The organism is Coleofasciculus sp. G1-WW12-02 (assembly GCF_040219735.1).
GTDB lineage: Bacteria > Cyanobacteriota > Cyanobacteriia > Cyanobacteriales > Coleofasciculaceae > Coleofasciculus.
In genome coordinates, this window is sequence record NZ_JAVJRX010000019.1 from 21,113 (window position 1) to 45,683 (window position 24,571).

Below are 24,571 nucleotides of genomic sequence, written 5' to 3' on the forward strand. Positions count from 1 at the left end.
GGGTCGCCCTCTCCTCTAATTTAACTTGACACTATGGCACGTCAGTAGGGTATATCAAAGATTTAGGCAATCTAAAAATGCAAATTTTCAGTGCCATTCGTATTTCGGATTAAGGTGTTGGCGCTTGGCGCAAAGGAATAGTTTTAAAGACCCGAATCAAATCAGCTTGGCGAATCGGTTTACTAATATAATCATCCATCCCCGCCTCTAAACAAGTTTCTCGGTCTTCCTGCATCGCATTAGCTGTCAGCGCAACAATCCAAGGACGCTGGGAGTAGTTTTGGCAGATGTAACGGGTCGCGGTTAAGCCATCCATTTCTGGCATTTGTACATCCATCAATATTACATCGTAAGATTGACGGGAGATGGCGTCAAGAACTTCCTGACCATTAGTAACCAAATCGGCTTGATAACCTAAACGTTTTAACAGTAACAATTCTACTTTTTGATTGACTATATTATCTTCAGCCAAAAGAATTCGTAACGGTAACTGTTGGGCAAGAGGCAAATCTTCAGATTGTGGTGAAGCCGATTGAGACTCAATAGAAGCCGCCTGTTTTACCAAAACTTGAGTCAGAACGTTATAAAATTGTCCAACTTTAATCGGTTTAGGGAGACAGGCAGCAAAATGCCGCTCAATCAAAGAGGTTTTTGTTGTCAAGTTTCCCACAGCGGTTAGTAACACCAAAGGCAATTCTTGACAAAGGGATTGGTTATGGATTTGCAGCCCTAAAGTTAGTCCATTCATCTCTGGCATTTGTCGATCAATAATTGCCACATCAAAAGCTTCTTCTTGATTGAGCCAAGCTAGGGCTTCATCACCGGATTGAGTACTCCGGGCAACCATACCCCAACATTCGGTTTGCTGGGTTAAAATTCGGCAATTTGTCAGATTATCATCAACAATTAAAACTCGTTTACCCCTAAGCTGTGGTTGAGTAGTACTTAAATTCTCTTCCGACGCATTTTGGGCTACCCTTAAGACGACACAGAAGGAAAAAGTAGACCCCTCACCGAAGCTGCTGTCTACCCAAATCCCCCCCCCCATCATTTCACTTAATTGTTTAGAAATAATTAAACCCAGTCCCGTACCACCATACTGACGAGTGGTTGAAGAATCTAGTTGACTGAAGCGTTGAAACAAGCGGTCAAAGCCGTCTTGAGGAATACCAATGCCCGTGTCTTTTACCGAAAACAAAAGACAAACAGTCGGCGAGGTATTGCTATCCTGGTTTTGAGTCGAATCAGTGACGTATTCCTGTTTAACCTTCACCAAAACGCTAACTTCCCCCACATCTGTAAATTTAATTGCATTACTCAGTAAATTGATGAGGATTTGGCGCAGGCGGGTGACATCTCCGATCACAGTAGTGGGAACTTCTGGGTCAATAAAGTAAGTTAATTCCAATCCCTTTTGCACTGCTTTTGGCGAAAACAGATCAACAGAGGTTTCCAGAAATTCCCGCAGATTAAAGGGTTTGAATTCAAGCTCTAGTTTACCCGACTCAATCTTAGCAAAATCAAGCACATCATTAATCGTAGTCAGCAGCGTTTCACCACTTTGACGAATCGTTTCGACTAAGTCCCGTTGGTGGTTATCCAGCTTCGTATTCTCCAAAATTCCCGTTAACCCAATCACCGCATTCAGAGGGGTGCGGATTTCATGGCTCATGGTTGCCAGGAATTCACTTTTAGCCCGGTTAGCGGCTTCTGCGGCTTCTTTTGCCTCTGCTAGTGTGGCATTTTGAACTTGCAGTTGCTGTTGGATATGGCGTAAACTCAGTTGAGTTTTAACCCGTGCGATCACTTCTTCGAGTTGAAAGGGCTTGGTAATATAGTCTACGCCACCCACTTCAAAGGCTTTCACTTTATCCCAGACTTCATCAAGGGCGCTCAAGAAAATTATCGGAATTTCGGCACTTTTTTCGCAGGCTTTCAAGTGTTGACAAACTTCATACCCATCCATTTCCGGCATTTTAATATCCAGCAAAATCAAATCCGGCGGATCAGTATTAACCGCATTAAGTGCCTGTTTCCCATTAATCACCCGACGAACTTCATAGCCCTGGTTCGTCAGCATGGTAAACAAAATGCGTAAATTATCAGGGATATCATCGACAATTAATATGTCTCCCTTGATGGCTTGAGATTGACGTTCACTCATGAATTAGGGCGTGTGTTAAATCCACTATGCGATCAAAAGAAAGGGTGTTCACCCATTGACTCAAGGTTTGAGCCAGAGATAGTTGCTCCTCAGGAATTTGGGCAATAAGCTGAATCATCACTTTCTCTCTAGCGCTGAGTGCGGCTTTGTGCAGTTGTGCCAGCCATTCAGTTGGCATTCGTGCCAATGCCTCTTGTAAGGCAGTTCCCTGCAAGGTTACTGGCGACGTATCCGGCGATATGACAGAGGCAGGTTCAGCTTGAGCATACAAATAACGCACCCCTAAATGTTGCGCCATTTTTTCAAAGATAACCTCTTCCCGAAACGGCTTGCTCACAAAATCGTCGCAGCCGGCTGACAAGACAACCGAGCGCTGCTTATCGAAAACACTGGCAGTCAAGGCTATAATTACCGTTGCTTGACCCTGCAACGATTGTCGAATTCGACGAGTGGCTTCATAACCATCCATCACAGGCATCCGCATATCCATCCAAATCAGGTGAGGTTCCCAACTCTGCCAACGTTCAACGGCTTGCCATCCATTTTCTGCTTCCTGCACCTCAAAACCCATCGGTGCGATTAAATTAACCAGCAGAACCCGACTTTCCCATTTATCATCAGCAATCAGAATCCGATAGCTCGGTTGATTTGGGGCTAAACTAATCACCCGTTTAGACTGTTGAATCTCAATGTCAGCCGCTTGGGCAGGATTAATCTTAATCGTAAACTGAAACGTTGTTCCCTGACTTAAAATACTGCTGACGGCGATGGTTCCTCCCATCAGTTGTACAAATTTCTGGCTGATGGGTAAACCTAATCCTGTACCTTCTTGAGATTTGCGACCGGTTTCCGTTTGGATAAAGGCTTCAAACAAGGTATCAAGTTCTGCTGGGGCAATTCCTGGACCGGTGTCTTCGACTTCAAAGGTGATTAGGGATTGGGGATTGGGGATTGGAGATTGGGGATTTATATTCCGTTCCCCAAGCAGGGCGGGTTTAGTCAAGTTATCGGTTTCTTGGGTAACGTTATCGGTAAAACCCGCCCCTACACATTGGTTTACAGACGTGCCATGGCGAGACATACCATGGCGAGACATACCATGGCACGTCTCTACATGCAAGGTGACACTCCCTTCCCCTGTAAATTTAATCGCATTTCCCAATAAATTAATTAAAACCTGACGTAACTTGCTCTCATCAGTCCGCACGTATTGAGGAACATCTGGATCACAATTAAAGATTAGCTCTAAGCCCTTTGATGCGGCTTTTAGCTGGAGCATTTCTTCTAAACTTTTGAGTAAACGATAGAGATCAAAACTTGTTTCATTCAGCGTAATCCGACCTGCTTCTATTTTAGACATTTCTAATACATCATTGAGCAGCGTGAGCAAATGTTCACCACTGCGAGCAATAATTCCTAGATATTCCTGTTGAGTTGGAGTTAAAGTAGAGTCGCGGGTCATAACTTGGGCAAAACCAAGAATCGCATTCAGGGGAGTCCGTAGTTCATGACTCATATTCGCCAGAAACTCGCTTTTGGCACGGTTAGCCGCATCAGCCGCTTCCTTCGCATCTTTGAGTTGAGCCATGAGGGCGGCTTGTTGCAGCGCCACACCTAACTGATTACTGACCTGTGTCAGTAAACTAATTTCTGCGGCGTCCCAGTGACGGGGACTGGAGTTTTGATATGCACCCAGTAATCCCCACAGTTTATCCCCGACAAAAACGGGGATTAAACAGTAGGCTTTGATATGAAAAACCTCCAACAATTTGACATGACATGTCGAGTAAATTATTGGGTAAATATCATTAACGACAACGTTTTCATGATTCCGAAATCGACCGCCCTGAGTTTTTTGTAAACAGGTATCTGACCATACCGTTGTCAGATCAGAACTGACTAAGGGAGACCAACCTAATGCCACCGATTCGGAGACAAAATCCCCACTCCAGTCGGGATTAAATCGATACACTACGACGCGATCGCAGTTAAGAATTTGCCGTACTTCTTGGGTAGTCGTACTAAAAATCTGATCAATATCTAACGTTTGACGAATGCTTTCAATCACCCGTGCTAATGCCCGCGCCTGTTCAGCAGCCTTGGCTTGCTGGACAGCTTGAGCTTGCAATAATTCTAAATATTCTGACTGTTGCAGTGCTACCCCTAATTGGGCTGCCACTTGCATGAGTAACTTAACTTCTCGTTCCTGCCAATAGCGGGATTGACTATGTTGAAAAGCACTCAGTAGTCCCCAAAGTTTTTCCCCTTTAAACAAAGCCACGACAGCAAAGGATTTAATCCCAAAAGATACCAAAGCTTCGATATGGCAATCACTTAAATTAGCTCTATAGATATCATCAGCAATACAAGGTTCGTTATCCCGTAACTGACCCCCTTTTTGTTCGCTTAAATAGGGATCTTCCCACGCACTACCCACCAGTTTTGGTAAGTCTCCTGCTTCCGATTCAAAAATAAAATCACCGAAATAATTCTCGCGGAATTTATAAATAGCAATTCGTTCAACATCCAACAATTGACGGACTTCTGTTGCCGCCGTTTGGAAAATCGTATCTAAATCTAAAGTTTGGCGAATTTTATCAATCACCTGAGCTAACGCCCGTTCCCGTTCTGCTTCCTGGGCTAATTCATCTGCCCGTTGTTGTAATTGCGCCTCCAGTGTGGTTTGCAGTTCTGCCGATCGCCGTTGAGCTTTTCCGAGGAGTTCAGCTTGTTGAATGGCTACCCCTAATTGAGCACCAATTTGCACGAGAAAATTAATATCCGTCTCCTGCCATGATCGCGGTGCTGAATTTTGAAAAGCGGCTAAAAGTCCCCAGAGGGTTTTGCCTTTGTAAATTGCAATAATCGTGTATGCTCTTACCTGATAGCGTTCTAAACTTTGAATATAGCAATCTGAAAACCCGGCTGTGTAAATATCACGACAAACTCGGAAAACTTCACCTTTGATAAAGTCACCGCCTTCAGTTTGCTGTAAATAGGTATCAATAATTTGAGGATTGGCAAAGGACTTAATACTACAATTACTAATATTTTGGCATAAATGTGGGTCTTGACATTGCTCTTGGACTAAGGATTTCCAGCCCCCAGCCACGGATTCAACCACAAATTCACCACTCCAATCGGGATTAAACCGATAGATTGCCACCCGATCAACATTGAGTAAGTGTCGCGCTTCCTGGGTTGTGGTCTGGAATATAGTATTAATATCGAGCGATCGCCGAATCTTATCGATAATAGCCGCAACTGCTTTTTCTCGTTCTACAGCTTGAGCCACAGCTTTCGTCAATAATTCCGACTGCATCCGCAATTGAGCCACAAACTCCGCTTGCTGCAACGCCACGCCTAAATGAATGGCAATTTGATGGACAAACTCTATTTCGTCACTGCGCCATTGGCGTGGGCGCGAACATTGGTGAATACACAGCAACCCCCAAAGCTGATTCCCCTTGAGTAACGGCACAACTAGGTTGGCTCGAACTTGAAAACGTGAGAGAATAGCAATGTGACAATCGGGTAAATTCAGGGCATAAATATCTTCAGCCGCCCAAATCCGCCCTTGCTGATAATGGGTAGCATGTCTTTCTCCAAAACAGTCATCCTCTACTTTGGTGGCGATGGCTGATGTATAGGGTGATACAACATCTTCGGAGACAATTTCCCCACAGCGACAGTCAGACTCTGGATCAAAGCGAAACATCCCCACCCGATCTGCATTCAGCAGTTGACGCACTTCTGTGGCGGTTGATTTAAAGATACTCTCCAAATCCAAAGATTCCCGAATTTTAGTCACCACCGCCAACAGCGCCTTCTGTTGGGCAACTTGAGTCGGTTCTGGCATTCTCATCGCTTCCAATTGCGCCACACGCGATCGCAGATAGGTTAATTCGGCTTCGTCATTTGTCATTTGTAAGGGTTTGAGGAATATTTACAGAATTTAATCATGCAACCCGCCCCGACTTTTTGAAAAACACCTTTTTATCCAAATTTACCTTGTTCTTTAAGTGCTTGTCGAATTCTTAACTGAGCATCCCGATCATTAGGATAACGGCTAATTGCCTCTCGCCAGACGCTGAGTGCTTCATCCAATTGACCCTGTTGCCTCAATGCATCCCCTAAATACCAATACGCTTGAGGCTTTTTAATATTAAGGCGAATAGCTTCGCGATATTCACCTATAGCAGCTTCCCAGTTTTCTTGAATCATCCAGCTATTGGCTAGGTTCAAATGTAATATAGGCTTTTCAGGATGCTGCTGGCTCAACGTCTGATACGACTCAATTAGAATTTCCAGTCGATTAACTTTTGCTAGCATTAAACCGACACTAAAAGGAATGTCTGTATTCTTAGGATGGCGCTGGAGCAACTCCTGAACAACATGCATGGCTTCATCCGGTTTTCTTTGTTCAATTAGCGCTTGAGCTAACTTAATATACCCATCCACAGTTTTCGGCGATCGCGCGATTAGATCCCGGAATACAGCTACCGCTTCATCCCATTTATTTTGTGCCAGGAGTGTATTACCGAGCAGTAAGCGCACCATGTCGTTACTGCGTTGTTTCTGGATAACTTGACGAAACACCGTTTCCGCTTCTGGGTAATCCTTTTGCTGGTAAAAGGCGATACCCTTTTGGAACAGCGACGCGATCGCAATTGTCTTACCAATCAAAAAAATAACAGTGAATAAACCGACACTGACGACTATAGCCGCTATCCAACTTGAATTCTGAACAATTCCCATCGGGTACATTTCTCAAACACAGATTACACAGATTGTAATCAGCAATCAGTGTTTCAGGCTAACAAAAAAGCGGCGGGAAACATCAGATATTCTAAAAAGAAGAGTTTCCAGATAAATTGATAAAAACTCGCGATCGCGAGTTTATCCTGCAAATCTACATCCTGACTACGCCACCAGACGAGAAGTAACGCCGCCAGGTGTGTTATCCCCAAAATAACCGGGTTAACCACGTCAAACAGTAGCACTCCACCGAGAATCATACCCAAATAGCAGAGGGTGATAATCCATCGGGTGATATTAAACACCGCTGGCTTACCCAGTCGAATCGTGAACGTGGTGATATTATATAGCTTGTCTCCATCAATATCCGGGACATCTTTGAAAATCGCGATCGCAACGGTAAACACCAAAACAAATAACGTCAGTCCCCACACCGCAGGCGTTGGTGTCATCGCTTCACCTTGTTGCCACACCCAGCTAAAATGCAAGAATAGTCCTAAATTGACCACAGCACCCCGCACCGAGAAGATACAAAGTGCAGCCCAAAAGGGAAACCGCTTCAACCGGATGGGTGGTAAGGAATACGCCGTACCAATGGCTAAACTGACGCTAACCATGAGAAATAACCACCCGCCAAGTAACCCGCCTAACAGCAGCGCAAAGAGTCCAGTTACGGCAATAATCAGCTTAGCTTGTCCTCTGGAAAACTCCCCCGCTGCGATGGGAAGATGAGGTTTATTAATTTGGTCAATCTCCACATCTTCGAGTTGATTGAGTCCCACGATGTAGATATTACCGCAGCAGCAGGATATCCAGGTACCCAAGAGTTGAGCTAAATTGGAGGGTGCGATCGCACCGTCGGTAATCGCTAAGGCAATGACATATAATGCCAATACACTTAGAGTAGTACCGATGATCGTGTGAGGACGCGAAAACTTCCACAAGGCATAAAACCAGTCTGCGGGTTGCTTAAGCGGGTTGAGAGGGGAAGAGGTCAAGGTTGATGGAGAAATTTGGCTCATTCTGGAGTGTAATAGGCTTTCCCGTTCGATTTTACTCTCTTCGCTGGCTTCGTTCTATATTTTTTGTGCGATCGCGTCTTTTATCCAGCTTGTTTATATTTATTAGTATTATTAGCAACTAAGCTGGCACTTCTACCCTTCTACCCAAGGCAAGTATGGCACGAGGCGATCTAATTTACGCTTATCGAGAATTTCTCAACCTGCAAGGCGTCTACAAACATTATGGAATTGACTGCGGCGACGGTACGGTTATCCATTATCGCAAACCCAGTGAAACCATTGAACGTACTTCTTTACCTACATTTGCTAGAGGTGGAAAAATCTATGTAAAACAGTATCCCACTCATTTTATTCCTGATGTAGTTGTTCGCCGCGCTGAGAGTCGTTTAGGTGAACGGAAGTATAATCTGCTATACAACAACTGCGAACACTTTGCCATCTGGTGTAAAACTGGCGTGAGTAAAAGTCCGCAAATTCAAAATTTTATTCCCATTATTACTCAGATGAATACTGAGAACTTATACGAACCGATTAAACGAGCGCTGGAAGAGAAAGATCCTGACAAAGCTACTCGGTTATTGACTCAAGCGTTAGCTGAAATTAAAGGAGTTTGGAATACTCTGCAACCGCAGTACAACCAAGATGTTCGTGAGATAAGCGCTTGGCAGAAAGTCGCCATTCAAGCACTGAAACAAAACCGGGAAGACTTAGCGCGGGCGGCAATTATCCGGAAAAAAGACTATGAGAAACGGGCGCAGGAGAATAAAGAGAAGTTAGATCAGCTTGCTCAGATGACGGAAACACTGATCCGTAATCGGCTGAATGTGAAATAGATTTTGTCTTAAGTTTACAAAGAGCTATCAACTAAGACTATGACACCCATTGAATTGGAAATACGATAGAACAGGTTTAGCGACGAGACGATAGCGCCATCACAATCCGCAGCAAATACCAGAATAGTAATGCGACTGACGCAAATAATTCTAGTGAAGCCGCAACATAGTGATGGGGTGAGTAATGATGCATCACCTTAGAGGTATCGTAGAGAATCGCGGCGGAAGCAAAAGCAACCATAACCACGGAAAAGAATAAGCCCAAGGTGAAACCAAAAATCACGCTACAGATGATTAGTCCCAAGGCTACTAATCCGCCAACTTTTAAGATACCACCCAGAAAAGTAAAGTCTTTGCCTGTGGTAAAAGCAACGGCGGTTAAACCAGCAAACATGAGAAGGGTGAGTATTCCCGCCGTTGGGATAACAGTGGGATCTGAGAAATAAGCCGCAATGTACAGAATCGGGGCAAAAATTAGGGCTTCCGCAACAACGTAAATCCCCAGTCCAGCATACTGAGTTTTGACCGAATCCGCCTTAGCAGCTAACTCCCTGGAGAACCAACCGAGTACCGCAAAACCTGCCAGAATCGCTAGCCAGCTAAACCGACTTGCCGTGACAAACTGGGTTAATACGGCGGCTATGCCAGTTTGAAAGAGTATAAACTCTAAAGCAATAAACGCTCCCACCGCCCCAGCCAGATGCATGTAGGTTTTCTGAATAAATTGAGCGCGTTCACTGGGGGGTGCTTGTGCAACTGTAACCATAGATTTCCTCCTTACTTGGGTAAGTTCTCTTGGTCTCAAAGCTGATTTATAAATACTATTCTAGTACTTGAAAAAATCAGTTTTGCATATCCCCTGAGCTCGGTGAGTCTATAGACATCCTCTCCTAGGATAAATAACTCGTGTAGGGGCGAACTGCTTGCATTAATTAACAACTCCAGAAACAGGGCGGGTTTATATAAGTTACCAGTTTTTGAAGGCATGTTATCGGTAAAACCCGCCCCTACAGATGATCGAGTCGCCCTTTCCTCAACGTTTACGCGATCGCACTCGATAGTTCTTGCCAGCGCTGATGCCACAATTGCTGCATCTTTTGTATTATCTCAGGTAAATCCCGAAAGTCCTGACTTTGTTGATTAATTTCCGAGGCTAATCCTTGGAGTCGGCTAAAATCTCGGCAACAGTACAGTACTCGTTCCCAAGCCCCATACCAATCCCTTCCGGCTTCCTGATGGGCGCGAATGGGTTTCAGGCGTTCTTCCTCGTTTCTCAGGTATTCAGCTTGTTTTGCCCAAGCCTGACGCCACGGTTGCACCGCTTCCGGTTGGTCATGCTGATCATACCAGTCGCGTTCCCTACGGAAGATTTCGCCTAATTCATCAAGCTGGGAACGAGAGGTACAGCGCCCAATCGCTGCCAATCCTGCGTCAATCCAAAGGGGCAAGTTGCGATAACTGACAAAGATGGCACGGGATTCAACTAGCTTAACCCAGATTTGGTGGTGCCAGCATTCGACGCGATCGATTTGCTGAAGGGGAATGTTAAGAAATGTAGCGACTTGGTGGCGTATTTCGTCCAGAGAAAATTGGCGAGGATCAACAATTCCAGCGGTGATTAAGTTCTCAGACATGGTGAATCACTCCTGATTTGGGTATGAGCGGTAGCGTTGGCTTGATTTAGGAAGGTTGATGTTGGATTTGTGGCGATATCGGCTGTTTTGCCAGGAAAACGCTCAAATCCTCAACCCTAAATCAATTGACCCAAAGTCTTAGCCACCCCGTATAAGTTGCCTTAAGAAGTCGGAGTGGCTAGAGGAGTGTTAATATTTCTTCTAGCTTCCAGACTGGCTCCTGCAGTTTGGGGGTTAGCTGCTCAGAGCTGCGCGAACAGCTTTGAGTGGCGCTAAGAGTTTTAAGTTTAATTTGGATTATCTTAGCAGATTGAGGGATTTCTGATCCGGAGTCAAGGCTTTGTTACAAAACTTTATTGGTGGGCATGGCTGAAGCTACGTTGAGGTAGTCGTTGGGAATGTGATTCAGGAATGCCTACCCGACAACTACAATTGGAGAATGTTGAGATTAAATTTTGCAAGGAAGCGTCAAAATGGAAGACAAACAAGACAATTATATCAGCTATTACTGGCAATGCTCATCGCTGCTTGAGCGGCTAACTTGTGAGTGGCTTGATGGCACCCAAGTAACACTAGATTAAATCTTTCGGTTTGTATGTCTTGTAGAGATAGGATTTGACAGGGTTGCAATTGTAAGTAAAGATCGGCTAATTCTCGTAAGGGAGACTTTTCCATCTCTTTAGTGTAACGTTTGGCATTTTTGAGTCCTAGCTCGATGACTAAAAGCTGGGTGGGAAGAGTGCTAACGGTGTAGTGATCACTAATTAAATGAATTCGTTTTTGTCCAGCCACTGATGCGACGAGTTCTAAACCTTTGATGGCGGCTAAAATTTCAGCATCGGTTGAATTACTACAATTTTCCAGCGGATAGCTATAGTGTTGCCAATCAATGGAAAAATTTGCCTCAGATTGTTCCTCCGGTTGAGAGAGGCGTTTCAGGATAACCACTCCAGCCCCAGCACTATTGTGTGACTGTAGATAACTCCCATCTACAACCACCCAAATTTCCGGTTCAAATAATGCAAGTAATTTGATGCCTGTTCGTTCTTGAGGAGTGACAAATTGTTCCTCCGCTTTTAATTCCTCAGTATTCATGAATGGTTATTTAGTCAGTTTTAGCCTCGTCGGTTGGGTTGGTAAACGTAGGCGCAGACTTCTCGCACTCCGGAGGAGAACCCGAAGGGTAGATTAACCTAACACCTAACTCAGTAATCTTTGTTGGGTTTCACTTCGTTCAATCCAACCTACCTTTATCAATACTACAAACCTGTGTTACGTCACGACAATTGAAAAAGGGCTGGTTTTGAAGCAACGTTATTATCAATAGCGTAATGAAAGTCCATAAACCCGCCCCTACAGGGGTAAACAATTAGGAAAAATTAATCCCGCCACAAGGCAATTCCGCCTAATAATCCGTTGATATTGGGGACAATTTTTACATTCGGTGGTAACTCGAAGGTGATTTTTTTCGCTTCTCCGCCACCAATATAAAGATAGTCGTAGTTAAATAAATGTTCTAGGGTTGCGATCGCGCGTTGTAAACGATTGTTCCATTTCTTCTCTCCCTTCTTCTCTAACGCCGCCCGCCCTAACTGTTCTTCGTAGGTGTCTCCCTTGCGAAAGGGGTGATGCGCCATTTCTAAATTGGGGACGAGTTTACCATCCACAAATAAGGCTGAACCAAATCCTGTCCCTAGGGTAATCATTAGTTCCACCCCTTTACCCTGAACCGTGGCTAATCCCTGCATATCTGCATCGTTAGCCACACGCACCGGCTTTTTCAAGGTTTGAGAAAGGGTAGTCGCCAGATCAAATCCTTGCCAAGCTGGATCTAAATTCACCGCCGTTTTCACGACTCCAGCCATAACCACGCCAGGAAAGCCCACAGATACGCGATCGCATTCCCCTTGGGCGGCGGCTAATTGTGCGATCGCATCAATGACAGCATCCGGCGTCGCGGGTTGCGGTGTGGTGACTCGATGGCGTTCAGTGATCGGATTTCCCGCCGGATCTAAAACGATCACCTTAATCCCACTTCCACCAATATCCACGCTAAGAGTGCGGCTGGATTCCTCTGCTTTCGCCATCGGATTTTGATCCTCCTGTTTCAGATAAAAAAATAGGAAACGGCTAAATATGTAGAGACGTTGCATGCAACGTCTCTACATGCATGACTAGATCATTTTTGCCCTCGCCCGTTCTGAACGTGCCTCAGCACTTTCCATCACGTCTGCCATTTTATGCACCATTTCTCCGGGGTAGTTTTCTAACACTTTTGTCGATAGAGAAACACGATTAGTGCCTTCATCCAAGCCAATCACGATTGCTTTAATGGATTGACCCACCTGAAACATATTCGTCAACGATTCCACCATGTTTTGGCTAACTTGCTTAATATGCAATAAGCCCGTAATCCCGTCCAATTCTACAAACACACCAAAGGGTTTGATATTGGAAACCGTGCCATCCACTAACTGTCCTACCTCTAACATAGAGAAGCTTTCAGCGCGAGTGGCTTCTCGTTGAGAAAAGACTAACTTGCTGCGATCGCGATCGGCTTCCAGGATGCTGGCGGTTAAGCTTTGACCAATCAGCGACTCTAAGTTCCCCCGTTGATTCAGGTGCGATCGCGGAATAAATCCTCGCAATCCCTGCCAATCCACAGTCACACCGCCTTTATTCACACCGGATACCTGCACCTGTAGCGACTTGCCACTGTCTTGGATTTGCGCCAGTTGATCCCAAATCTTATTGATTTCCAACTGACGCCGTGATAGAGTTATCTGACCTTCTGCATTCTGTTCCCGAATAATCAGAAACTCCAACTCTTCCTGCAACGGTAGCACCTCTGACCAATCTTCTACTGGTGCCACTGACACTTCTTGCCCTGGAACATAAGCCAGGGATTTCCCGCCAATATCTACATAAACACCATCCATCTCGTAGCTATGCACTTTACCTCGCACCACCTGCCCTTGACTAAATTCGTAGTCATACTCTTCTAGGGCTTTGGCAAAATCTTCCATGGAAAAAGCAGTTTTGCGGGTTTGAGAACGGGTTGATTCTGAAGTCATGAGTATTAGTTGTTTAAGAAAATAGATTTGTCATTTTTTACTTGTCATTTGGGGTTATTGATGACAAATAATCGATGACGAATAACTACAGTTCCTGCTGAAATAGCATCTTCACTTTTTCCCAAGCATCTTTTGCCGCTTGTGGGTTATAGCTGGCACGTTGATCGCAGAAAAATCCATGATCAGCACCTTCATAGCGAAAGATCTGGTGGGAAATTTGGTGCTTTTTGAGTTCAGCTTCAATCTGGTTGACTTGTTCAGCCGGGATGCTAGCATCATCCATGCCAAAGAATAGATGGATGGTTCCCGTAATATCCTGGGTACGGGTAATCGTTGGTTCATTCCCTCCGGGCGTCATCGTGGCAATTCCTGCACCATAGAAGGAGGCTGTCGCTTTGATGTCTGGCAAGGTTGCTGATAGATAGGCGACATGACCCCCAAAACAGAAGCCAATACAGCCGATCGCATTGGATTTAACAGGTGTTTGCCCTCTTAAATAGTCGATCGCGCTTTGGATATCACTCAGCAGTTCCTCCGCCTGGGTTTGCGCCTTATACTCCTTGCCGATTTTCAGGTCAGCTTCTGTGTATCCTGTTTCAAAACCGGGGGCAACTCGTTGATAGAGGGCGGGTGCGATCGCGACGTATCCCTCCTGGGCGATCCGCTGGGTCACATCTCGGATATGGTCATTCACACCAAAAATTTCCTGCAACACAACCACGCCCCCAACAGACTCCTCTCCCACGGGTATCGCTAAGTAAGCGTCAATTTGTAGAGAGCCGTTTTTAATCTTAACCCAATCGCTTTTGATTTCTCTAGCCGTCATAATTCAGGTTTACGCTGTGTTCGTCTATCTATCGCAGTCCTCGCTGCTATGGCTTTTGACCTTCTGGTCAACGGTCAAACTTCTGCTTAATTTTAACCCTCACGTCCCCCTCATTCAGCAAATTATTTACGGATTGTTATAATTATATTAGTTTACTTGTTATTTTTCAAGAATTTATTATCTATCTCTTTTAATTATTCTGATACTCGAAGGATTCGCGAAAACCTGAATCGGGCTTGAATTGTCAAGGGGGTGGTTGGTTGAATATTTTTTTAAATCTCCAACTCCATTGTTAAGCGGCTTCGACTTGAACTTAAATGAAAGAACAAAAGTAAAAATACGGCATGTTGGTTTAGTTTTGGGGATTAGGATAGGTAATTCAAATGCACAATAGCATAGTGAAGAGAGTATTTTAGTAAGGGAAGCCGAATGATACATCAGATTAAGAAAACCGCAGTTGTTGTAAAGTTTAGCTATGATAAATGCTTAGAGAAATGCCTAGGTCAGGACTAGAGGGTCAGCCACCCACCATCTGATCTTAAACTGTAAGTTATACTCTGGTGTCTATTGAAAAGCAAGTGCTTGGGAGACTTTATAATGGTTCAGTACCATATCCAGCCTGATAGCGAAATCCCTGCCTCAAAGCAGCTATTCGACCAAATTCAGTTTGCGATCGCCTCTCGTCAATATCCACCGGGACATAAATTGCCCAGTACCCGTCAATTAGCCATGGAGACGGGGTTGCATCGTAATACCATCAGTAAAGTGTACCGCCAGCTAGAAGAAACGGGACTCGTCGAATCCATAGCCGGATCAGGGATTTATGTGAAAGCCCAAGGTCATGAAGGCGGAACTCAACGTCAATCTCCGATTCTCCAACAATATCCACAAGCATCAAGAGTTGTCCAGCAGAGTTTGGACGAATTACTCTCTCAAGGGTGTTCCCTTAATGAAGCCCGAGAACTATTTTTAGCCGAAATTGACTGGCGGTTGCGCTGTAGTGCCAGGGTACTTGTTACCGTAGAGTCACGAGATATGGGCGCTGGGGAGTTAATGGTGCAGGAATTGGAATCCGCCCTAGGAATTCCCGTCCAGTTAGTCCCCTTAGAAGAATTAGAACAAACCCTAGAACGCACCAATTCCGGTACAGTCGTCACCAGCCGCTATTTTATCCAAAAAGCCGAAGCGATCGCAGCGCCGAAATCCGTGCGGGTTATTCCTGTCGATATTCACGACTATGGACAAGAAATCGAGATTGTCAAAAATCTCCCCAAAGATAGCTGTCTGGGTTGTGTAAGTCTCAGTGGGGGTATTTTACGGATTGTAGACGTGATTATCCACAGTCTGCGCGGGGATGATTTACTCCTGATTACCGCTCAGGTTAGTGATAAATATAAACTTAACGCTTTAGTCCGCAGTGCGCGAACGATTATTAGCGATCAAGCCAGTTATGATACAGTCAAACGGGCAATTTTAGACGCCAGAGATGATCTGATCCGTCCGCCTAAGCTGGTTTGCAGTGAAAATTATATTGGTACAAAATCGATTAATTTACTCAAACGTGAACTGGGTTTGGGGTAATTAGGGTCTGCTGAATAAGTATTGTGGTGAGGATAGGGAACCGGGAACGGTTGTAGTGCGAGCGTCTCGCTCGCTACTAATACCCAATTTAAATGCATTACAGCATACCGCTTCAGTGAGGAGATTGACACCATTGGGGAAATTGGTTTAGTTACATTTAGGTGAAGGAAGAAACGATAGTAGTGAAAAGAACCCCTACACACTCAAAACTTAAAGGACTCCACCTTTTAACTTAAATGGAGTCCAAATAGATGTGACTAAATGAAGCGGAAATTATAGAATACGGAAGATAAAGGGATAGCGGAAAGATTGATCGGGATTTTTCAACACTTGCCAAATCGCCATAATTGGCATGACGACATTCAGGATACCCAAAAGACCCAGTAGGGGCCAACCGATCAGCACAACCGTCAAGAGACCAAAGATTAAGCCGTAGATCCAAAGGTTCAGGTGAAAGTTCAGCGATTCTGTCGCATTTTCCTTCACCACTGGGTCATCAGACACTAACAAAACGGCAATCGGAATACCGATAGATACCAACGCCGCACTAATAAAAATTGATCCATGACAGAGGGCAGATAAAAGCTTGCGTTTGTCGCTATCATAAACATCATACGTCATGGGACAGTCCTCCTTCCCCTCAAGGGAAACTAACTCTTCATTCTGACTGTAACAGGTTCGCTGAACAATACAGGTCGTGAATTCCGTCCTACACAGGGGGGATATTCCTCTCGGTAAGCTGTCACGCATTTAATTGGCAATACCCCCACACCCATCCGTGTCAACTTAAGCCACAACCCTTACCAATTCTCGTTTCCAGCTTTAGGGTAGAAATGCTATTCAGCGGCTCTGCCACTAGTAGGGGAGGCAGAGCCTCTCCTGTAGCGTTCCCAGGCTGAGCCTGGGAACGAGAGTTTCCCTGGAAGCCTGCTCACTAACTGGTTGTTCCGCTTAAGTTGACACCAATGCCCCACACCCTACACCCCCTTTAAGTAGGGGCTGCTGAATGGGAATCTCGATCGCAAATTCTGCGCCTTGTCCTGGTGCAGAGCGACATTTAAGCTGACCTCGATGTCTATCGACGACGATTTGATAGCTAATCGATAGTCCTAATCCGGTTCCTTGACCCACAGGTTTGGTGGTAAAGAAGGGGTCAAAGAGTTGACGCTGAGTTTTCTCGCTCATTCCCGGACCATTATCAATAATCCGAATCGCGACTTGGTTGGGTGCGATAGCTTCGGTACGAATGCGAATCGTGGGAGTGGGATGCTGGTGTCCGTTATCTGTTGTTCTTGATTCCTCTAACGCATCTATCGCGTTACTCAACAGGTTCATAAACACCTGATTGAGTTGTCCCACGTAGCATTCCACTGCGGGTAAGTCTTCGTACTCCTTGACAATCTGAATTTCCGCATATCCAGGTTTTGCCTTGAGTTGATGTTGCAGAATCAGCAATGTACCTTCTAACCCTTCGTGCAAATCTACTGCTTTCACCTCAGCTTGATCTACCCGGGCAAAGTTACGTAAGGATAGCACGATCTGGCGAATCCGCTTGGTTCCCACTTCCATCGATTCCAACAGGCGAGGTAAGTCCTCTCGCAAAAACGCTAAATCAATCTGTTCCGCCGTAGTTTTAATTTCTGGGACAGTTTGGGGATAATGCTTATCATACAGGGAAACTAAATTCAGTAAATCTTGAGCATAATTTCTGGCATGTACCAGATTCCCAAAAATAAAGTTAACTGGATTATTAATTTCATGGGCTAACCCGGCGACGAGTTGTCCCAGACTCGACATTTTCTCAGTATGAACTAATTGGGCTTGGGCATGTTGCAAGTCACGCAACGCCTGTTCTAAGAGGGTGGCTTTTTGCTGAATTTCATCTTGCGATCGCCTGAGGGCAAGTTCGGTTTGTTGGCGTTCCTGAATTTCAGCCTCTAAACGCTGGTTGGCAGCTTCGAGTTCCACCGCACTGGCAACATCAAAGGCTTTGGGCATTAATGGTATTAATTCTAGGGCAGTATAGACGGAAATTAATGCCGTGATTGCTTTGATTAATCCAAATAGCCAATAATCGGGATGCCAAATCGTCCAAATAGCCATAGTATGGGTAATACCGCAGGCAATGATAAAAGCGGCAAACATGAGAAAGACTCGCGAAAACGGCAAATCCCGTCGCTGGCAAACAAAATAGATTAAGGTTAGGGGAATTGAACCATAAGCCAGGGCAATAAACCCATCCGATAAGAGATGTAGCCAGACTAAACCGGGCTTCCAGAGGTAGCAGTTGCCATGAGGCATGAAAAGTGTGGCAGTCAAAACATTAGTGATAAACGACTGCATAATATCTCCTTCTAATCAAGAATTAGCTCTTATCTGGTAAAATGGAAACGCTTTGAGGGGACTCAATCAGTGATCTGGAAAACCATGAACCATGACTCAGCGTACAGTGGAGGATGTAACCCCCTACTCAGGAAATAACGAGGAAGCTCTCACCCTGTTAACGTTTGAACCTGAAGAAATTAGATTTATCCAAACGGCGCTGATTTCAGTATTCCCTAAAATTGATGGAAACTACACCTTCTAGAGTCATAACTCTATAGGGTTAATTTTTGTAAAAGAAACTTGACGATTTATGACTTAGGATATAAAAAATACAAACTCAAGCTAACCAACACAGAAGCTCAACTTCTATAATAGAAGGCTGAGTGTTGCTTAATTAGGCGTTTTGAATGTCCACTGAACTTCAGGCTGAACTGCAAACGGCGGTTGAACACCGACGAAATTTTGCGATTATTTCCCACCCAGACGCGGGGAAGACGACGCTGACTGAGAAGCTGTTGCTATATGGAGGTGCGATTCACGAAGCCGGGGCGGTGAAAGCACGACGGGCACAGCGCAAGGTAACGTCTGACTGGATGGCGATGGAACAACAACGGGGAATTTCGATTACTTCAACGGTGTTGCAGTTCGAGTATAAGAATCGCCAGATTAATTTGCTGGATACGCCGGGACACCAAGATTTTAGTGAAGATACCTATCGCACATTGGCGGCGGCGGATAATGCGGTGATGCTGGTTGATGCGGCGAAGGGTTTGGAACCGCAGACGCGCAAGTTATTTGAAGTTTGCCGGATGCGATCGCTGCCGATTTTCACATTTGTAAATAAAATGGATCGTCCGTCGCGGGAACCGTTGGAACTGCTGGATGAAATTGAGCAGGAGTTAGGGTTACAGACATACCCGGTGAATTGGCCCATTGGTATGGGCGATCGCTTTAAGGGCTTGTTTGACCGCCGTCTGCGGCAAATTCACTTATTTGAACGCACGGCACATGGGAGTAGGGAAGCAGGAGAGACGGTTCTCGATTTGGGGGATTCCCGGATTGAAAAATTACTGGATCAAGATCTTTATTATCAGTTGAAAGAAGAAATAGAACTGATTGAGGAGATTGGACCTGATTTAGATTTAGAGTGGGTGCATCAGGGTCAGATGACGCCTGTATTCTTTGGCAGTGCTATGACCAACTTTGGCGTCAAGCTATTTTTGGATGCGTTTTTAGAGTACGCCATGCAACCGGAAGCCTACAAATCTACAGAGGGGGAAATGCCGCCAACCTATCCAGACTTCAGCGGATTTGTGTTTAAGCTGCAAGCGAATATGGACCCCAAGCACCGGGATAGAGTGGCATTTGTCCGGGTTTGTACGGGTCGATTTGACAAGGACATGACCGTGAATCATGCGCGGACGGGGAAAACGGTACGTTTGTCAAGACCTCAGAAGTTATTTGCCCAAGGGAGGGAATCTCTGGACGTGGCATATCCAGGGGATGTGATTGGGTTAAATAATCCAGGGGTGTTTGCGATCGGGGATACGATTTACAATGGCAAGCGTTTGGAGTATGAAGGGATTCCCTGTTTTTCTCCGGAATTGTTTGCCTATTTGAAAAATCCCAATCCTTCTAAATTTAAGCAATTCCACAAAGGTGTAACTGAGTTGCGCGAAGAAGGGGCGATACAGATTATGTACTCGGTGGATGAGTCCAAGCGCGACCCAATTTTAGCCGCCGTGGGACAGTTGCAATTTGAGGTGGTTCAGTTCCGTTTACAGAATGAATATGGCGTAGAAACGTTGTTGGATATGTTGCCCTATAGTGTTGCCCGTTGGGTAGCTGGGGGGTGGCAAGCCTTAGAAAAAGCGGGACGGCTATTTAACACGGCGGTGGTGAAAGATAACTGGGGACGTCCAGTTTTGTTGTTTAAGAATGAGTGGAATTTACAACAGGTGATTGGGGATCATCCAGAGTTACAGTTGAATGCGACAGCGCCTGTGGCGTCGGGACAGGAACCTGATTCGTTGTGACCTCTCCCCTAACCCCTCTCCTGCGAGGAGAGGGGAATAAAGTTGTAAGCTTTATCACAAACCAATGCACAATTTTTATAGCAATTACAACCAAGAAACAACCGATGGCGAATGGAATGGACCTTACCGTCCCGCTTCGCTAACGCAGCTACACAAACCAAGTCCGCCTGCGCGGACTGATGTTGAGACTGAGTTGACTGAAACAACTACCTGGTCACAATTGACAGCCCAGCAATTCTTTTCCGAATACAGCGGGGCAGATGCTATCTATGACAACGTTAGGTGAGTTATAATTTAAGCTGGAATTACGATGGTTTATTTTGTGGCGAAAACGGGTTGATGTACTTACCTGAGTCCGAGCGTGTAATTTATGAACGCAATCCCCTTATTCAGGTTGCGTGCCAATTGCGGTTCCCACCCATACTTAAGATTTCTCGCCAAGAGCCAGTGGATTTTCAGGATGAGATCAGGTTTCAGTACCCACTCTTCGAGAGTACACAGCCGCAGGTTCCATCTGAAATCTCTCAAGCCATTCAAAAATTTGGTTTACCCCTATTGAGCGATATATCCTATAGCTTTAAATCTGAAGACCAGATATGGCACTTATGTATTAGCAAAGATTCTATTACTCTAAGTACATCTGCATACGAGAGGTACGAACATTTCCAAAAACGTTTTCGAGAAGCGGTTGAGCTTTTTGAAAGAATATATACACCATCTTTTTACACAAGGGTTGGGCTTCAATATCAAGACTTGATTATTCGCTCAAAGCTAGGGCTTGAGAATAAACAATGGTCAGATTTGATCACAGAACATATTGCTTCCGAGTTATACAATGCTAAACTTTCACCCTCAATTCAGTCAATTATAAAAGACCTAGTTTTGAAAACTGAACAGGGTCAAGTCCATTTTAAGCATGGACTTGTTTTCGTGAAACAACCAGACAGAAGTGACGATGAGCTTGCTTATTTACTAGATGCTGATTTTTATACAGAACGAAAAATAGAGAGAGGTGAAAATGTCTGGAACATACTCGGTAAATTCAACAAATCAGCTAGAAATCTTTTCAGATGGAGCATCACAGATACCCTCCATCACGCTATGCGACCCCAGACACTTGAAACCACAGAGATATAGTCAGACTTTAGCAGAAATTCCTACAAAAAATTTTATTGTTGATCGAGAAAGTGGGAAAACGCTTATAGTTCAGCATCCATCGTTTGAACTAATGATGTCCGATTCTTCTTTATCTTTCAGAAGTGATTGGAATCGCCTACCTCTCAGTAAATTTATCGCACTACTGAAATGTTTGCTAATCCTTCAATCTCTGCCGGAATCTGCTTTAGAAGAAGCGGCTGAGGAACTTCAAGGAATTGCTGATTTTTATTCTGATCGCTTTTCTCAAGCTAATCTGTCTACTATTCCAGCTAGCCGTGTTAAAGGTAAATTGAAATCCGCTCAAGTTAGACCACCTATTGTTGTGGAACCATAGCTTGTCTAACAATATTTGATGCATGAAAAAAAAGCTATCTACCAGCCGTCAATTAAGAATGCTTCTCTCAGGCAAGGAGAGATACTAACAGATGTGGTTCAGTACAACCCTGTTGTTAGTGAACTATCACGAGAGGCTGAAGAATTGTCTTTTGAACCAGTCATTCATCCTTATGCAATTATTGTTACACAAGATTGTGATTTAGATTGGGATTATAGAGCTAGGCAAAGTAATGATTTCAAGAAAATATTTGGAATTGATGCATCTACCTTATACTGTCAACTTGACCTAGGGATAGCCAAGCGACGCACCCTTTTATCGAGTCCTTACCTAGAACATTTTTCTCAACGGTATTATAGTTTTCACAGCAGAGTTGCATTGCCTTATCAATACGAAAGTGAATGAGAAAGTTAATAGTCGGCAGGTATAAAAACGAATAAATGGTATCCATCGGATGTTCTCATGCTCCTGACCCATCTGGGTAAATCCGCTACGATTAATAAAATAGTACAAAATAGTAGTTTTGAGATCGCACGATGCCTTCCCCCTTTCCTGGGATGAATCCATACCTCGAAACTCCCCAACTATGGTCAGAATTTCATAGTCGGCTAATTGTCGCGATCGCAGATTCGCTTAACCCCCAAATCCTGCCTAAATATAGGGCGGCGGTTGAACGTCGCATCTATGAAATGAGTGATGGAGAGTCTGTTTTAGTCGGAATTCCCGATGTCAGCGTCACTCAGGGAATAAATCGTCCCAGCCAAGACGAAATATCCAGCAATATCGGAACGCTGACACCACAACCCACGATTGTTACGTTACCCATACCCGAAGAAGTTCGCGAAAGTTACCTGGAAATCCGCGAAATTGAAACTGGGCTAGTTGTCACCGTTATTGAACTCCTCTCACCCAAAAATAAAAAATCGGGTTCAGGGCGCATCGCCTACGAAACCAAGCGCCAACAAGTTCTACGCAGCCTTACTCATCTGGTGGAAATTGACTTACTCCGTGCGGGTACACCGATGGCCATGCGGGGACAATTTGCACCATCCCTTTATCGTATCCTGATAAGTCTTGCTGATCAGCGTCCTCGTGCTAACTTATATTCTTTATCCTTGCAAACTCCAATTCCTATTTTGAAAGTCCCTCTTCGTAAAGGAGAGAATGAACCTACACTCGATTTACAACGTTTAATTCACGAGGTCTATGATCGCGCGGGTTTTGCCTTTGTCATTGACTACAATCGTCTGCTTTCCCCGCGTCTTACTCAAGCCGATCAAATCTGGTTGACGGAACATCTAAAATCTCAGAATTTGATCAACTCATCTGATTACTAACTTTTCACTCGAAGCCTAGAAAGCTGAGAAGTTGACTTCTCCCCCGGTTAAAACGCGGGGGATTCTAAGCAGATACTTTGGGACGAGCTGAAGCCGCGTCCCGTCGTTTTATCTTTTTAGAGTTCCAGAGGAAGACTCTGGATGGCGCAGTCAAAAACGCCCTACTGACGCAAGGCTCAATCAAGACCTAGCTGTATCTCTACTTTGCGGAGAATGTTAGCAGCACCATTAGCATCGGCGTTGACAAATTCTCCGTTTTTGGTGCGGTACATTCCCCGTTTTACTCGCTTTCCACCCTTGCTCCACCCTTCCGGGCCTGAGCCGAATACAGGCAGAGGGTCATTGTCAACAAAACTAGCTTTAGAGGTATAGCTTTCTTCAGTTTCTACGAACTGAATCCCATACTGCTCACACAGTTGCTCAATCCTGTTTTTGAGACGAGCGGTAGGGATTTGAACAAATTCCTGGTTCGTCTTTTTCCCTAACTCAATTCCGTCTTTGCTGCGTCGATTCCAGCCGAAAACAACTGTTCCAATCCGATATTGGAGACAATGGTTGATAACGACACGAGCGGCTTTGTTAACCGCATCTCTTATTTGTCTATTACGCCTTTCTGTGAGAGAGGCTAATTCTTCATTCCAAAACCCTTGAGCTTTACCCAATTTAATGATTGCAACCCGCTTGTTGTAGAGCTGGTTAAGGCTCTTTAGTTTGCGTCCATCAACGATAAAGCTGGTCTCTACGTTAGAGACACAGGTGATCCAATTATTAAGTCCGGGGTCGATTCCTATCACCCGCGAGGGATCTACATCTGCTGTCACAGAAGGCAGAAGGTAGACAAACTCAGCGTAGAAGCAACCGTTGCGGGGGAGGATTCTCAGCTCCTTGATGTCTTTGAAGTTGAGGTTAAATAGTATTGGGATAAAGAAATTCGCTATCTTGAACCATGTTTTAACCAACTTTCCTAGCGGTATTCTGATTCGACCATCTTTAATCTTCAAAGCCTGCTTAGGATAACTAACAACAGAAAGACCGCCTTTCTTTAAATACTTAGGCAGTTTAGGACTATCTGCTATCTTTCCTTTTATAAATGCCTTTATCAATCCACCGAAGGACTTAAAAGATTCGCTAACGGTTCTTAGCGCTTGTTGAGCTGCTTGAGAATAGAGGGCTTGGAAATGTTTGTTGTTTTTATACTCCTTTTCTAGGTCGTATTTACCGATAATCCGCCGACGCTTGAACCAGATTTGACGAGCATAATAGATGCCGCAGTTCATCAAGTTATTCGTTTCAGCGCAAATAAACTCTAAAACTGCGGCTAGCTCTTTATCTGGATTTAACAATACTTGCTGACAACCGTACAAGAATATCACCTCCCTGTTTATGGTTCTATTATATATATCACTTGAGGAAGTTATTGCGGGATAAATCCCGCTGTCTTTACGACTTGCTCGGTTTCATCCCTCGGATAAATCGCGAGGGAGCCTGC

Annotated in this window: 20 protein-coding genes and 1 pseudogene; 8 read left to right on the forward strand and 13 right to left on the reverse strand. The window is 44.7% G+C overall.

Annotated features, from left to right (window positions below; genetic code table 11):
- Window positions 1–109: 109 nt before the first annotated feature.
- The 4 genes from RID09_RS02675 to RID09_RS02690 all read right to left on the reverse strand — a co-directional run bounded on the left by RID09_RS02675 (window position 110) and on the right by RID09_RS02690 (window position 7,944).
- On the reverse strand, window positions 110–2,164 hold the full coding sequence (locus tag RID09_RS02675) for a response regulator (protein WP_446334408.1): 2,055 nt from the start codon (window positions 2,162–2,164) through the stop codon (window positions 110–112).
- Complete coding sequence (locus tag RID09_RS02680; RefSeq protein ID WP_446334409.1) at window positions 2,157–6,089, reverse strand: GAF domain-containing protein; 3,933 nt, start codon at window positions 6,087–6,089, stop codon at window positions 2,157–2,159. The genes RID09_RS02675 and RID09_RS02680 overlap by 8 nt, the downstream gene beginning before the upstream one ends.
- A 71-nt stretch (window positions 6,090–6,160) precedes the next feature.
- Window positions 6,161–6,922: a tetratricopeptide repeat protein gene (locus RID09_RS02685; RefSeq protein ID WP_446334410.1), complete on the reverse strand. Its 762-nt coding sequence runs from the start codon at window positions 6,920–6,922 to the stop codon at window positions 6,161–6,163.
- 53 nt (window positions 6,923–6,975) lie between these two features.
- Complete coding sequence (locus RID09_RS02690) at window positions 6,976–7,944, reverse strand: homogentisate phytyltransferase (RefSeq protein ID WP_446334411.1); 969 nt, start codon at window positions 7,942–7,944, stop codon at window positions 6,976–6,978.
- Between the two features lie 155 nt (window positions 7,945–8,099).
- Between RID09_RS02690 and RID09_RS02695 the strand changes: the two genes are divergently transcribed.
- A complete protein-coding gene (locus RID09_RS02695; RefSeq protein ID WP_446334412.1) occupies window positions 8,100–8,777 on the forward strand; it encodes a lecithin retinol acyltransferase family protein in 678 nt (225 codons plus the stop codon).
- 76 nt (window positions 8,778–8,853) lie between these two features.
- On the opposite strand, the gene RID09_RS02700 is transcribed toward RID09_RS02695, so the two are convergent.
- The 6 genes from RID09_RS02700 to RID09_RS02725 all read right to left on the reverse strand — a co-directional run bounded on the left by RID09_RS02700 (window position 8,854) and on the right by RID09_RS02725 (window position 14,311).
- Entirely contained in the window at window positions 8,854–9,543 is a 690-nt protein-coding gene (locus RID09_RS02700) for a Bax inhibitor-1/YccA family protein (protein WP_446334413.1), read from the reverse strand.
- A gap of 274 nt (window positions 9,544–9,817) precedes the next feature.
- A complete protein-coding gene (locus tag RID09_RS02705) occupies window positions 9,818–10,411 on the reverse strand; it encodes a hypothetical protein (RefSeq protein ID WP_446334414.1) in 594 nt (197 codons plus the stop codon).
- A 498-nt stretch (window positions 10,412–10,909) separates the two neighbouring features.
- Window positions 10,910–11,506, reverse strand: coding sequence for a reverse transcriptase-like protein (locus RID09_RS02710; RefSeq protein WP_446334415.1), 597 nt, complete (start codon window positions 11,504–11,506; stop codon window positions 10,910–10,912).
- Between the two features lie 284 nt (window positions 11,507–11,790).
- Window positions 11,791–12,498, reverse strand: coding sequence for an ROK family protein (locus RID09_RS02715; RefSeq protein WP_446334447.1), 708 nt, complete (start codon window positions 12,496–12,498; stop codon window positions 11,791–11,793).
- An 87-nt stretch (window positions 12,499–12,585) separates the two neighbouring features.
- On the reverse strand, window positions 12,586–13,485 hold the full coding sequence (locus tag RID09_RS02720; protein WP_446334416.1) for a S1 RNA-binding domain-containing protein: 900 nt from the start codon (window positions 13,483–13,485) through the stop codon (window positions 12,586–12,588).
- 85 nt (window positions 13,486–13,570) lie between these two features.
- Window positions 13,571–14,311, reverse strand: coding sequence for a dienelactone hydrolase family protein (locus RID09_RS02725; protein ID WP_446334417.1), 741 nt, complete (start codon window positions 14,309–14,311; stop codon window positions 13,571–13,573).
- A gap of 597 nt (window positions 14,312–14,908) precedes the next feature.
- On the opposite strand from RID09_RS02725, the gene RID09_RS02730 reads away from it, so the two are divergent.
- Entirely contained in the window at window positions 14,909–15,892 is a 984-nt protein-coding gene (locus RID09_RS02730; RefSeq protein ID WP_446334418.1) for a GntR family transcriptional regulator, read from the forward strand.
- 273 nt (window positions 15,893–16,165) lie between these two features.
- Here the strand turns inward: RID09_RS02730 and RID09_RS02735 are convergent, their stop codons facing one another.
- Both RID09_RS02735 and RID09_RS02740 read right to left on the reverse strand, forming a co-directional pair.
- A complete protein-coding gene (locus RID09_RS02735; protein ID WP_446334419.1) occupies window positions 16,166–16,513 on the reverse strand; it encodes a DUF4870 domain-containing protein in 348 nt (115 codons plus the stop codon).
- Between the two features lie 330 nt (window positions 16,514–16,843).
- Window positions 16,844–18,235 (reverse strand): sensor histidine kinase, encoded by a 1,392-nt coding sequence (locus tag RID09_RS02740; RefSeq protein WP_446334420.1) that lies wholly within the window; start codon window positions 18,233–18,235, stop codon window positions 16,844–16,846.
- 91 nt (window positions 18,236–18,326) lie between these two features.
- On the opposite strand from RID09_RS02740, the gene RID09_RS02745 reads away from it, so the two are divergent.
- The 6 genes from RID09_RS02745 to RID09_RS02770 all read left to right on the forward strand — a co-directional run bounded on the left by RID09_RS02745 (window position 18,327) and on the right by RID09_RS02770 (window position 23,082).
- Window positions 18,327–18,479, forward strand: a complete 153-nt coding sequence (locus tag RID09_RS02745; RefSeq protein WP_446334421.1) for a hypothetical protein — start codon at window positions 18,327–18,329, stop codon at window positions 18,477–18,479.
- A gap of 145 nt (window positions 18,480–18,624) precedes the next feature.
- Complete coding sequence (locus RID09_RS02750) at window positions 18,625–20,253, forward strand: peptide chain release factor 3 (protein ID WP_446334422.1); 1,629 nt, start codon at window positions 18,625–18,627, stop codon at window positions 20,251–20,253.
- A 339-nt stretch (window positions 20,254–20,592) separates the two neighbouring features.
- Window positions 20,593–21,390 carry a TIGR04255 family protein gene (locus tag RID09_RS02755; RefSeq protein ID WP_446334448.1) on the forward strand — a complete coding sequence of 266 codons (798 nt, stop codon included), beginning with the start codon at window positions 20,593–20,595 and terminating at the stop codon, window positions 21,388–21,390.
- 91 nt (window positions 21,391–21,481) lie between these two features.
- Window positions 21,482–21,745, forward strand: coding sequence for a hypothetical protein (locus tag RID09_RS02760; protein WP_446334423.1), 264 nt, complete (start codon window positions 21,482–21,484; stop codon window positions 21,743–21,745).
- Between the two features lie 18 nt (window positions 21,746–21,763).
- A complete protein-coding gene (locus tag RID09_RS02765) occupies window positions 21,764–22,150 on the forward strand; it encodes a hypothetical protein (protein ID WP_446334424.1) in 387 nt (128 codons plus the stop codon).
- Between the two features lie 131 nt (window positions 22,151–22,281).
- Complete coding sequence (locus RID09_RS02770) at window positions 22,282–23,082, forward strand: DUF4058 family protein (protein WP_446334425.1); 801 nt, start codon at window positions 22,282–22,284, stop codon at window positions 23,080–23,082.
- Window positions 23,083–23,146: 64 nt separating this feature from the next.
- Here RID09_RS02770 and RID09_RS02775 read toward each other — a convergent pair.
- Window positions 23,147–24,446, reverse strand: a pseudogene (locus RID09_RS02775) (RNA-guided endonuclease InsQ/TnpB family protein).
- Between the last annotated feature and the right edge of the window lie 125 nt (window positions 24,447–24,571).